A 12,391-nucleotide genomic window follows, 5' to 3' on the forward strand; every position below is an offset into this window, starting at 1 on the left:
ATTAAACCGTTTTTGACAAAGGGGAGCGGTACATAGGCACGTAATCTTTATAATTAAAAGGAGAAAAAATATGGATACTAATGATGATTTTATTAGCTGTTGGAACGAAATACTGGTTCCAAAATGGAACACGTTTCGTCATTTACTTTCCGGGAACGGGGCTGTGCATAGCGCGACGGCATATGATCACTTTGGGATTAAACCGGGGGACAAGGTTTTGGATATAGGCTCAGGCTATGGGGAGACATGTCTCGAGATCGGCAGGATAGTCGGCCCTGAGGGTGAAGTATTAGGACTTGACTGTACCCAGGCGTTTGTGGATATAGCGAATAAGGAAAGAGATGAAGCCGGTCTTAATAATGTAAAGTTTGTTTTGGGCGACGCCCAAACGTATGAGCTTCCTGAAAACTACTACGACGTGGTTTATTCACGGTTTGGCGTTATGTTTTTTCAGAATATAGTTTATGCGCTTAAAAACGCCCATAAGACGCTAAAACCCGGCGGTAAGCTCTGTATGATTGTCTGGAGGACGATAAACGATAATCCGTGCTGGGGACTTGCAAAAGAAATTGCATTAAAACATCTGCCTCCCCCGGGGGACAATGCACAAACCTGCGGTCCGGGCCCGTTTGCGTTAGCGGACGAAGAAACTGACAGGGCGATGTTAAAGGCGGCGGGATTTGAAAATATTGAGCTATTCAGGAGAAACGATGCGGATGTATGTATCGGAACCAGCATGGAAGAAGCGTTGGATTTTCAGATACTGGTCGGTCCTTCAGGAGAAATAGTCCGCGAAGCGGATGAGCTCGGACAGGAAAAACTCCCTGAAATTCGTGAGGATATGAAGAACTCAATGAAGAAATACGAAAGAGATGACGGGATTTATCTTCCTTCGAGTACCTGGTTTATCATGGCAACCAAGTAATTAATTATCAGGTGTGCGCCCCTTATAATAGGACGCTGAGTTAGGTCGAGTCCGCAATCGTTCATGGCTCCGGCTTAAAACGGCCTTGAAAAAGGTGTGCGGTTTCAGGGATTCAAGCTCTGCATTCCTTATAATTTCAGGCTTCGGATTCCAAAATTCCAAACTAACGAGTGAAACGGGGCTTTACGTTGACGAGTTTCGTTTATATCATGTTTGTGTGTCAACGTATAATAAGAAAAGGGGCGGCCTCTTTCCAAAGATACTCACAATCATCGCCGTCCTCATCGTGCTTAACGTCATTCTTCATTTCGTATTCGTTAATCTGACCCGGCAGGGCGGGGTTTACGCAATCTCCCACAGGGGCGCCGCTGGTATCGCGCCCGAGAACACTATGGCCTCTATACGTGCTGGGGCGGAGTCAGGCACGACGTTTATCGAAATAGACGTGAGGCTCACGGCCGACAGAGCCTTTGTGCTTATGCACGACGGCACCGTTGACAGGACTACCGGCGGCACGGGTTACGTTAGGGACCTTGAATGGGCATACGTGAAGGGCCTGGACGCGGGCGGTTATTTCGGAAGCAGGTTTGAGGGAGAGACCGTCCCTGATCTCGGCAGGGTGCTCGAGTACATGAAGGGTAAGTCCCCGACCCTGGTTATAGAGGTAAAGAGTCCGGGCGAGCGTCCGGGCACACGAGAGCTGCTTGCGGAACTTATTAGAGAACACGGTATGGAAAAGGAAATAGCGGTCGTGTCGTTTGACGGCGAATGGGTCACTGAATTTGGCCGCATTATGCCCGACGTTACGCTGGGCGCTCTCTATATCTATCCCCTTCTCCCCCCGCCCGCAGAGGAGGTGAGATATCTAAGCGTGTTCTGGCCCTCGTACATTCTTGACCCGACTCTCGTTTGGAGGACACACAGAAGCGGTCATGAAGTCTGGGCGTGGAATGTGAATAATCACCTTGTGGCGCGGTTCCTTTCCTGGAAAGGCGTCGACGGTATAGTGCTCGACCGTCCGGGGTTATTGAGTGAGAATTAGGATAGAGCACCGGATCGCCAGCTAAGTATTGGGTTTGTCGCTATGACACTTCCTATGAGCTTATCGTGAACGGGTTGTTTACCTAATCTGCTAATTTACGGGACACTCTCAAATAACGCGCGATTTGAACGTATGGGCAACGTTCCTCTATTTAGTGACCGGAAAGCCGGTCTCCTCCCAACCCTTAATGCCTCCGTCCAGTTCATAAATATTCAAAAACCCCGTTTCCTCCATAATTTTGGAGGCGGCTTCGCTCCTCCTTCCCGAACGGCAGTGAACGAGATAGGTCTTCGACTTGTCGAGCTTGCCTACTTCGTCCTTAAATGAGTCGGATTTGTAGTCCAGGTTTAAGGAGTTTTCTATGTGCCCGTCGGAGTACTCTTCAGCAGTCCTCACATCCAGTATTATAAAGTCCGGGTTGTCCCTGTTTTTCTCTATTAGCATGTGGGCGCCCGTGGCGTTGACTTCCTTTATAGCCCGGGCGTCTTTTTGCCCGGCTCCCTCCGACTCATCGGCCTTTGTATATCGCGGGTAAATGAGAAGTAAAATTAAGGACGCAGCGAATAGTGTGTAAGAAACTTTTTTCATATTTTTTCTTCCTCTCCTGAATAATTTATTCTGTTAATTTATAAGTCTATCATAATCAAGAGTCGCCACCTCCTTCTAATTGCTCGGACTACTGGCAATTATTAAAGAGCGTAATTTCTCACCGGGGTTAAAATAGCGGTATGGAAGATTCGTATGTGCCCCCTGTCATTACTGTTTTTTCCTGCCCCATAGGCCTGTCCCCGGTTCATAAGCATTCCGCCTTCTTCAATTCGCTCTGGTTCCCGGCGCAGAATTTTTTAGGCCGTTTTTTGGAAATGGCAGGTATATTTAATTGAACCCGTCCTGCCGTATTTAGTACGTTTAGTCTCATGAGAGATTATAACGTACACAGGATATTAGAAAATATGGTTTCAGGCCGGGAATTCAAGGGATACGAGGTTTATGAGGTTCATACTCGCACAATAAAGAGGAGTATTATATAGTTAGCCTGTCGGATGGATACAAATGGAAATCAACCAGTCATTAAGGCTGCCCCGAAGAATTGCGGACAGTCTGAGAGTGCTTGTCAAGATTGTCGAAGCGGTTCATAAATCTTCTGACCTGAAGGAAATTTACGATATCGCGCTCGATCTCGTGGTGCAGCTCGACAAAGTGGATATGGCCTGCATCTACCTTGTGGACGAATCCTCAAATGAAGCCGTGCTGCAGGCTCACAGGGATTTCCCCGACGACTATATCAAGAGCGCGTCGCGAATCCCCCATCCGAAGGGTATCACCTGGAAGGTCGTAGAAACGGGCAAAATACTCAATATCGAAAACGCGCAGGCAAGCAAGGACATTGGCCCTGCCGGTATCAGAGCTGGGTACAACGGAATCCTCGGGGTGCCCGTAATGCTCGATGGTAAAGCCATAGGGGCAATATGGTTCGCGAGATATAAGGACGAAAAATTTACAACGACAGAAGTCGAGCTGCTCGCGACTATAGGGAACCAGATTGCGATCGCCATATCCAAAGTTAAGCAGACTCAGGAGCTTGAAAAGATAAACAAGAACCTCAGCATACTGAGCGCGATTACCGAGAAGGTCCACAGCTCGGTCGATCTCAAGCTGACTTACGACACGTTCCTTGAAATGACGAAAGATATAACGGTGTACGATATGATGTCTCTCTATCTGGTTGAGGAAGATGGGGACTCGAGGGAAGCCGTGCTTCAAATACACAGAGGCCTCACTGACGACTATCTGAAGAAGGCCGGCAGAATTCCCCATCCCGGGGGCATAACATGGCATGTAATCGAGTCCGGAGAACCTTTTTATTCCAATGATGCGTTGGACGGCAAAAATCCTGTCGGCCCGGCCGGATTGGCCCTCCGCCCGCAAGCATATCTTTCCATACCTCTTAAATCGGGCAGCAAAACAATGGGAGTTATTCATTTCGCGAGCACCGTAAACACCGCGTTCGACGAATATGACAGGGATTTCCTTATATCGCTCGGAAACCAGATAGGCACCGCAATAGCGAAGGCGAAAATGTTCGAAGAAGCCAGGGAGCATGCCAAGGAAATGCAGCTTCTTTACGAGGACCTGAAGTCCACGCAGGATCAATTGATTCAGTCCGAGAAGCTGGCGTCGCTCGGCCAGCTGGTCTCTAGCATTGCGCACGAAATAAACAATCCCCTCACTCCTATCTTGGGTTACTCGCATATGCTTATGACCAATGCCGAAACAGATGATGAAAAACGCCATAGATACTTTGAGGTGATAAATCAGTCCGCGGACAAGGTAAGGAGAATTGTAGAGAACCTGCTTTCATTCGCCAGGAAAGACAAGCCGACACGTGAGTTTGTGGACGTTAACAAAATTATCGAGAAAGCGGTTGAGTTCAGACAGTATCAGCTCGATCTTGAAAATATCGGAGTATCGATGGAGCTCGATCCCGATCTGCCCAACACTATGGCGGACGCCAACCAGCTTCAGCAGGTTTTTACCAATATAATACTAAATGCTTACCATGCTATTACTCACTCTCCTATCCGGCAGGGATCTCTTCAAATACGAACGGCCCCGGGGGACGAGGATGACATCAAGGTTATTATTTCCGACAACGGGCCCGGCATTTCCGGGGATATACTGAATAAAGTATTCGACCCGTTCTTCACTACCAACCCTACCGGGGTGGGGACGGGGCTCGGGCTTTCGGTTTCATACGGGATAATCAAGGAGCATGACGGTGAAATCTTTGTCGAGAGCGAGGAAGGGAAGGGGACGACCTTCACGATATGCTTGCCCGTGCTTGACTACGGGGACTACATCGGGCTCGATGTGGGCGATATAGCTCCGGAAGAAGAGGCCGCCCGGTCCACGCTGCCGAATCATGGACAAAAGGTTTTGATAGTAGATGACGAAGAGCTCGTGACGGCATTGATAAGCGGGATACTCGAGAGTGACGGGTATGTAGTTGATCTCGCCTCTAACGGTGAAGAGGCGCTCGCAAAAGTGGATGAGAGCGACTACCTTTTCATTGTGTGCGATATTAAGATGCCGCAGATGAACGGGAAAGAATTTTTCAAGCGTCTAAACGGCAAGAATCAAAGACTTGCCCGCCGGATACTGTTCATAACGGGGGACCCCAGTCCGGAGACCGTGGGTTTCATTGAGGAGACGGGAAACCGCTTTCTCCCAAAGCCTTTCAAGATCGAGGAATTCAGGGAAGCAGTTTCCAGTCTCCTGTAAAACTTTTCGTGCCTGCTTTCGGCAAGCCCATACTTCTCTCTATCCCAGATATCCCGAGCTACTTTGTATTGAATCGAATCGGATGAGGGCGGTATCCCATCAATCTGAATATTTCTAAAAAATCCCAATCTTGCGTTATAATTGGTCAGGTGCTTATCAAAGAGGAGCAAAGCTATGGCAGCTGCAAAACAGACTGTATTCATTCTTATTTTACTGATTTTACCGGCCGGCTCTTCCTTATCTATAGAGATAGCGCACGAGAATATTTACGGGGGTATCCTTACCCGGCCTCCCGCCGTCAACAGCGCGCTAATACGGAGCGGGGAAGAACTTGAAAAGGCCAAGGAGGCTCTCGGGATAAGCGAACCCTTGCCCGACGTCGATTTCTCAAGCGAATCCCTTATTTTGATAGTTACACAAGACGGCGCCGGGGCTTTGATTGATATAAAGGGGGTCGAAGCGGAACAAGAAGGCCCGATCGAAGTCAGCTACACCGCTGAATATCCCGGTCCGATGCCGGAAAGAAACGGCAACCCGACTTATACATTTCTAATCTCCAAAATAAACCATCCTCCACAAGACAAGATCAGCATTAGATTTAAGGAGAGAGACTTCAAGCGGAGTCTTGTCTCCGGTACCGGGCTCGGACAATTTGAGCGGTACACCAACATACTTTCAAACTCGGAAGGTTTCTCCACGGCTGAATTCGTTCCTCTCGGTAAGGGAAACAGGTGGACTTATCTTGTAAAATCCGAGGGAGAGAATAAGGAGATTACAAACGTCATCGTAGCGGAGTCAGACGGCTGGTCCGTCTTCGATGAATTTTTCGGCGTGCCTTCCGTGGGCATGAGAATCGCTCCCGACGGCGGTATTTACGTTACTTCCAAGGGCGGTATGAAGACCTTTTACAGCCCTGAGGTTGTGACGGAATACGATACGTCCGCGGTCAACACGCCCGCGGGCAGTTTTAATGAACTGATGATAGTAACCATCCCCGAGGGCGGGCCATTCTGGTTCAGGGACGTTTACGCGAAGGGCGTGGGCCTCGTATTTCATGAGCACAAGTCACTCAGGGGCGATGCCGAATACACCCTGATTGAGGCTAATGTGGGGGGGAGGGACTACCCGCCCGCAGAAAAGTCTCAATAATCATTTTACAAGCTCCGGGTACCTCCTTTTTCGGACGGCGTTCAACAGCGCGCATGACTACAACCGGTTTCTTGACTAATGTTCGATTTAAGAGATAATCAGACGAAAGTCCATCTTCTTTCATTTCGGGTAGTTAAAAATTCCATGATTACCTGATAGAAATTAGGTGTATAATTTTTTTATAATCTGTTAATAAGTCAGCAGGACGCAGTTTACACAGGGGGGCTGCTGCAGTACAAACAACCATACACTTCGTGATTTTTTAAAGACGATTTTTAAAGCCGCTGACGAAGAAACTGGTAGTTGAATTACCTAACCCCCTCAAAAGACAGGTTTAAATTCGTACGGATAAACCGCTAATATGGTGATTAAGTTCCTTTTACAGATATGAAAATAGAAGGGGAGCTCACGGAAATATGTGTTATAAGGAATGTGTGTGTGAGGAGGTTTCATATTCGAGGAGAATTTTGACCGGATAAATTTCTTGCCGATATATGCTGTTTCATAACTACCGTGTGAAATTAGGAGTGAATTCAGACTCCAGCATGAAATAATGGACAGCCGTAGTTCTCGAGGGGCTGATACAGCAACAATCCACGGGCGGAAGAAGAGATTGTGCTTAATCCTGAAAGTAAAGTTTAATCCGAAAGAAAACGGATGGGGAACTTTTATGGAAGGAGGTAGTACATGAAATCCAAGTCAGCCGTTTTAAAGAGAAGGGAGTTAGATTTCGACTTCCGAAATGCGTCCTGGGGAATGACAAAGAGCGATGTCAAGTACTCAGAAGGAATCCAGCCCCATAGCGAGAGTGAGAACTACGTCACATACAGAGAAAAGGTAATGGGCCTGGATGCGGTAATAGGATTTCATTTCAATGACGGATATCTGGTGCGGGCAGGTTACGCATTCCGGGAATTCCGCGGGGATGAGGCCGATTATATCGAGGAGTATGAAAAAGTGAAAGGGATGCTCACCAGTGTTTACGGTGAGCCTGAGGTCGATGAGAATCTTCGAGAAAAAACAAGCCTGTGTGATAGTCAAACCCCCTCATGCGATGATTTGGACGATAGGGATACTATTATGCTTCTGTCGCAGTGGCTTACCGGACGTTCTATTGTAAGGCTGATACTGATGGGATGTAATGAGGGATGTGATTTCGGGGTATTGTACATTACAAGGGACCATGACGATTCGGTTAAATAAAGTTATGAAGATGAACCCGAAGGGCGCTGAAAAGTACCGAGGCAGGGGGTAGTCCCGCTTTAATTCATGGCGCAGAATGAAATCATGATTTCTTCATTCGTAAACTTATCTTCAGTGCGTTAATTTCCGGAGCTGTGCTTCAATTCTATATCACTTGTTTATTCCATAAGCCAAGCCGCGTTGTAAAATGTCCACTGCGCGCTGTCAAGCCGTAGTCATGAGCTATTCAGCATGTCGTTTTAAACCGCAATCTACTTTCGATATCCTTATTTCTTATTTGAGTCAGTGCGAAAAAAACCGTTTTCTTTTTAGCTCTGATATTTTATAGTTTTTAATATAGAGAGGTCTGGTGATAAACGGTTTCCTGAAAGGGAGGACATTCCATATGAAAAAGCTGCTTTTAGCTCCGTTGTTTCTGCTTGTTGTATCAATAGGAGGAAAAACCTACGCGGATTCAAAACCTGTTGACGTAAAGGGCTGGCAGTCCGCTAAGTGGGGCATGACGAGCGATGAGGTCAGGGCTGTATTCGGGAAGAATGCCACGGCCCGCGAGCCGAAAGAGGACGCGCAGGAAGGAGTTTATAGCGATATAGAGCTCAGCGGCCTCGATTGGGGGGGTAGTGAATTCAGGGCGAGTTTATGGATGGATTCGGAGACGAAGAGACTCAAGAAAATCGTGTTCGTTCCCACTGAGAAGCCCGATGGTTTTAAGTGGGCGGAGATGTTTATAAAGCTCGAAGAGAGCCTCGTGGACAAATACGGCGCCCCGGACGTAGAGGAAACTTCCAATGACCCGGGGACTTCGGCTGAGAGGAAATGGATATTTCCCTCGACTCTTATAGAAATGTCCTATCTAAGGATAGAGGACACGGAGCTTCTGCTGCTCGTGTTTTCAGAGAATGATAAATCACAGGACTAATTTCGGGGGACCGCCGCGTATACTCTTACGGCTGAACAACCAACCGGAAAAGGCCGGTTTTCAAGCCGTCCGGGAAACTTAAAACAAAAATGCCCGTATTATATTTAGTCCGGTTCTTATATCCGGGGGGCGGTGCTGCAAATAGCGTAGCTTCCCTAATTTGAGATATGTTGACATTTCACAGTCGGTCATTACATTTACCCGGCCGGCGCCAGTAAGCGCGGGCGTGCTGCCCCCCGATCATATGGCTGCCGAACACAAACACAAATGGCTTACCCTTGTTGCGATGACCGGCTCACTTTCCATGATCTTCGTGGATCAAACGGTGGTTAGCGTCGCGCTTCCGAGAATACAGACGGATCTCGGTATGTCGCAGTCCGGGCTCCAGTGGATTATTAACGCTTATGTGCTGTCGCTTGCGGCGACGGTTGCTCTGGGCGGAAGGCTTGGGGATAGATTCGGCAGGGTCAGGGCGTTTGTCACAGGGGTGATACTTTTCGCCTTTGCATCGGCTGCATGCGGGCTTGCCCCCAATGAGGCTGTGATAATCGCGTCCCGCGCATTTCAGGGAGTGGCGGCATCTCTGATGGTTCCTTCCTCGGCTGCCATAGTAATCGAATCATTTGATATTAGGGAGAGGGGGAAAGCAATGGCGATTTATGTCGGAGTTGCTCAGGCTTTCCTCGCGGTCGGACCTCTTCTGGGTGGATTTCTCACCGAATTCCTTTCATGGAGGTGGGTATTCTGGATCAACCTGCCCGTGGGAGCGCTCGCCCTGTTTATGACGTACGTATCAAAACCGGCCGATATCATACCAGACAACGGCAGAGTTCGGCTGAGATATGCCGCACTGCTTATGGCCGGGATGTTCTCATTTGTGTTCGGTATTCAGCAGGGGCATGACTGGGGGTGGATTTCCCCGATTACACTAGGGCTCGTAACGGGGGGATTCCTGCTTCTGGCGTTCTTCGCGTACACTCAGATAAAGACCGAGAACCCGCTCATACAGATGCGTCTGTTTAAAAACCCGGCGTTTAGCGCCGACGCCGTGCTTATGTTCTGCATCCAGTTCGCTATGATAAGCATTATAGTTTTCGGAGCGATATATTTGCAGAAAATACTCGGTTTCACGCCGCTTCACGCAGGTTTTGCCCTCATGCCGATAATCTTCGCCGTAGTCATTATGTCCCAGATCTCGGGGCGCATTTTCGACAGAGTCGGGGTAAGGCTTCCCGCGCTCGTAGGGACTTTTCTCATAGCGGTCGGGTTTTTTTCTCAGGCCCCTTTCCTGGCAAGGGCGGATTTCATGTGGATACTGCCGGGAATGATACTCCTCGGATTCGGGATCGGATTTGTAATGGTGCCCACCAATACCGACGCGCTTAACCGTGCCCCGAGCGAATACCGCGGACAGGCGTCAGGGGTAATGCAGACCGTAAGACAGATGGGCGCCACGGTCGGGCTTGCCTGTATCGGCGGTCTGGTGGCCACGCTTGAGGGGTGGGAAGTATCCGGAATTATGGGCGCTTACGGCGACTTTCCGGGAGGTAAGGACAGACTGGCGGGGCTTATAAGAAGCGCGCTTGAAGGGCAGCCGGGCGCCGTAAACGAGCTTTCTTCCGTCTCGCCCGGGCTGATCGGAGACCTGAACGTCAGTGTTTCGAAGAGCATTGCGGCAGGCTATTATTTTGCGGGCGGAGTAGTGGTCGCAGCTTTCTTCATAGCGCTCTTTTTCATGCGCTCGGGTCGTCAGAAAGAGGACGCGTGAGAGGGCGGCGAGGGCGGCTTTTCTTGCGGAGCCTTCAGAGAGAAAGACGAGAATGTTTGTGAGCCGGTTTCTCCGGGCCTTCTCAGACAGGATCTCCTCACCACGCCCCCGCCACACAAAGAGCCTGGGCAAGCAGAGCCGCACCTTGAAAATAGAGGTTAATTTTAAAAAGATTATCGGGTATATTCTTATCACGCGGGTATAATCCCAGCACAGGAGACAAGAATATGATTAAAAGCAGATTTTTTGATTTCAGGTTAATAACGGCGTTTTTAACGGCCGTGTTATTTGTATCGGTTCTGGTTACATCGGGATGTACTTCGGACAAGAAGGATGGGACCGAACCTGCCCAGAAAACGGATACCGAAGTGACGACGGATTTGGAAACAGCGACGCCCGAGGGAAGTGTTACCGAGCCTACTCCGGGACCGGAAAGAACGAGCCACGGTCCTCCGCAGGAGCTTCTGGATGCCTGCACCGGAATGGTTGAAGGGGACTCGTGCACCGTCACCGTCACCGGAGGCAGGGAGATACAGGGCGCTTGCAAGACTCTTAGGTCAGGCGATCTGGCCTGTATGCCGCAGCCACGTCCCGGTAAATCCATGCAGCAGAGGACTGAACCGGATGACAATATCGGAGAGCCTGAGGCCGTTCCTGATGATTCTGACGGAAACAACTAGGGTTTTCAGTACGTAAACAAGGGAATACAAATTGCGGTTCCGGGTCTGAAAAGTTATTACCACGGTTAATTGTTTAAAGACCCGCTCTAATAAAAAAAGGAAGGCCCGACGTGTACCGGACCTTCCTTTTCCTTGAAATTACCTGCGGCCCGTATGCCGCAAGGCATTTATATAACATTGTCACCGCTCACGCGGACACCGAATACTGTGTAAACGTTTTCAGCTTCTGCGCTCTCGGATTTGGACACGCTCTCTCTTGTGAGAGTCTGAAAGTGGAACGTATCGCCCAGGTCCTGAGCCACGTAGCCGCCCCTTATATTCTCGGAGACTTCCCTCTGCTCTATCGGCAGGTTTACTCCGAAGGCGCTTACCTCCGCCTGTGAGGTGAGCGGGAAGCTGAGTCCCGCCGCTACTATTGATGCTATGATTAACTTCTTCATTTTACTGCCTCCTTAAAATGTGTTTGACTTATTAGTTGCAATTACAACGAAAAAGGATTCAGGATTGTAAAAATTCTCGTAAAGGTGAATAAAGAGGGTATTTTTCGACTTTAGGATTTTCTTGCTTATTCTGGCTGATCTAAATGATCCCCGGGCTGATAAGACAAGTAATCAGGTTTATTGTTCGTTTAAATTCTTCATGTGCTTACAGAGCGGGGAGGCTCAGGGGTCAGGCGGAATACCCGAAATCACACTGTCAGTGTTATGCAACATGCCAATCTTCTCTAGAAAGTTTATAATTTTGCCCGCATAATTTATTCTAGCCCTTTGATTACAGGCGATAAAGAAGATAAAGATATTCCAAAGGCGCATTCCCCGAAGCCGTAAAAATATTCTCAGTTTCATTTCCGTCCGCCATAATATTTGTCGGCTCCGAACCGTCGTATTCATGATATATATATGAATTGTAATCGTTGTGGCCTGTCTCCCCGGAACTCACTCCGGTTATCTCGGGCACTGGCAGGAGATTCGTAATTTTTTTGATGATCGATTGATCTTTATTATGAAAGAAATTCAAGTTTCGTATCCTCCGTGACAGTTAGGTATAAGGTAAAGCGCCTCTTGTCTCACTCGGTTTCTGAGTATTCAAATCGGCGCGTAGGCTGCCTTTATTTGGCCGCTTTCCATCATGCGCCCGTACTCGGAAAATTTGATGAGACCCGAGTCTTTCTCCCTTTCAATAAGGCCGCCTCTTTGAAGATGCCAGCTCATGGATTCTATTTCAAAATCATCGAGCCCTATTTTTCTTCCCAGCTCGTAAATATCGAATAAATCAGAATCGCCTTCCGTAGCCTCACCGAACAGCCTGCTTACTTTTGTTTCGAAGAACTCTACATCCTGTATTATTCTCAACATATTGACGCCTCCTGTGTCTAGATGATGTATAGTAAACGTATAGCATAATATAAAATTTGTCAAGCACC

12 protein-coding genes are annotated in these 12,391 nt (G+C 48.5%); 8 read left to right on the top strand and 4 right to left on the bottom strand.

Annotated features, from left to right (window positions below):
- Positions 1-70 precede the first annotated feature (70 nt).
- Both RIG61_11575 and RIG61_11580 read left to right on the top strand, forming a co-directional pair.
- Positions 71-925, top strand: coding sequence for a class I SAM-dependent methyltransferase (locus RIG61_11575; GenBank protein MEQ9619794.1), 855 nt, complete (start codon positions 71-73; stop codon positions 923-925).
- Between the two features lie 94 nt (positions 926-1,019).
- Entirely contained in the window at positions 1,020-1,967 is a 948-nt protein-coding gene (locus RIG61_11580; GenBank protein MEQ9619795.1) for a glycerophosphodiester phosphodiesterase family protein, read from the top strand.
- A gap of 147 nt (positions 1,968-2,114) precedes the next feature.
- Here RIG61_11580 and RIG61_11585 read toward each other — a convergent pair whose 3' ends face one another.
- Positions 2,115-2,555 (bottom strand): rhodanese-like domain-containing protein, encoded by a 441-nt coding sequence (locus tag RIG61_11585; protein MEQ9619796.1) that lies wholly within the window; start codon positions 2,553-2,555, stop codon positions 2,115-2,117.
- Positions 2,556-3,020: 465 nt separating this feature from the next.
- Between RIG61_11585 and RIG61_11590 the strand changes: the two genes are divergently transcribed.
- The 6 genes from RIG61_11590 (at position 3,021) to RIG61_11615 (ending at position 10,968) form a co-directional block, all read left to right on the top strand.
- Entirely contained in the window at positions 3,021-5,249 is a 2,229-nt protein-coding gene (locus tag RIG61_11590) for a GAF domain-containing protein (GenBank protein ID MEQ9619797.1), read from the top strand.
- A 174-nt stretch (positions 5,250-5,423) separates the two neighbouring features.
- A complete protein-coding gene (locus RIG61_11595) occupies positions 5,424-6,398 on the top strand; it encodes a hypothetical protein (GenBank protein ID MEQ9619798.1) in 975 nt (324 codons plus the stop codon).
- A 687-nt stretch (positions 6,399-7,085) separates the two neighbouring features.
- Positions 7,086-7,601, top strand: a complete 516-nt coding sequence (locus tag RIG61_11600; protein MEQ9619799.1) for a hypothetical protein — start codon at positions 7,086-7,088, stop codon at positions 7,599-7,601.
- A 385-nt stretch (positions 7,602-7,986) separates the two neighbouring features.
- Positions 7,987-8,520, top strand: a complete 534-nt coding sequence (locus RIG61_11605) for a hypothetical protein (GenBank protein MEQ9619800.1) — start codon at positions 7,987-7,989, stop codon at positions 8,518-8,520.
- 160 nt (positions 8,521-8,680) lie between these two features.
- Positions 8,681-10,288: a DHA2 family efflux MFS transporter permease subunit gene (locus RIG61_11610; protein MEQ9619801.1), complete on the top strand. Its 1,608-nt coding sequence runs from the start codon at positions 8,681-8,683 to the stop codon at positions 10,286-10,288.
- Between the two features lie 227 nt (positions 10,289-10,515).
- Complete coding sequence (locus tag RIG61_11615; GenBank protein MEQ9619802.1) at positions 10,516-10,968, top strand: hypothetical protein; 453 nt, start codon at positions 10,516-10,518, stop codon at positions 10,966-10,968.
- Between the two features lie 167 nt (positions 10,969-11,135).
- On the opposite strand, the gene RIG61_11620 is transcribed toward RIG61_11615, so the two are convergent.
- The 3 genes from RIG61_11620 to RIG61_11630 all read right to left on the bottom strand — a co-directional run bounded on the left by RIG61_11620 (position 11,136) and on the right by RIG61_11630 (position 12,323).
- On the bottom strand, positions 11,136-11,408 hold the full coding sequence (locus tag RIG61_11620; GenBank protein ID MEQ9619803.1) for a hypothetical protein: 273 nt from the start codon (positions 11,406-11,408) through the stop codon (positions 11,136-11,138).
- 331 nt (positions 11,409-11,739) lie between these two features.
- Positions 11,740-11,985 carry a hypothetical protein gene (locus RIG61_11625; GenBank protein MEQ9619804.1) on the bottom strand — a complete coding sequence of 82 codons (246 nt, stop codon included), beginning with the start codon at positions 11,983-11,985 and terminating at the stop codon, positions 11,740-11,742.
- A 68-nt stretch (positions 11,986-12,053) separates the two neighbouring features.
- Positions 12,054-12,323: a hypothetical protein gene (locus tag RIG61_11630; GenBank protein MEQ9619805.1), complete on the bottom strand. Its 270-nt coding sequence runs from the start codon at positions 12,321-12,323 to the stop codon at positions 12,054-12,056.
- Between the last annotated feature and the right edge of the window lie 68 nt (positions 12,324-12,391).

This window comes from Deltaproteobacteria bacterium, assembly GCA_040223695.1.
Lineage (GTDB): Bacteria > Desulfobacterota_D > UBA1144 > Nemesobacterales > UBA2774 > JAVKFU01.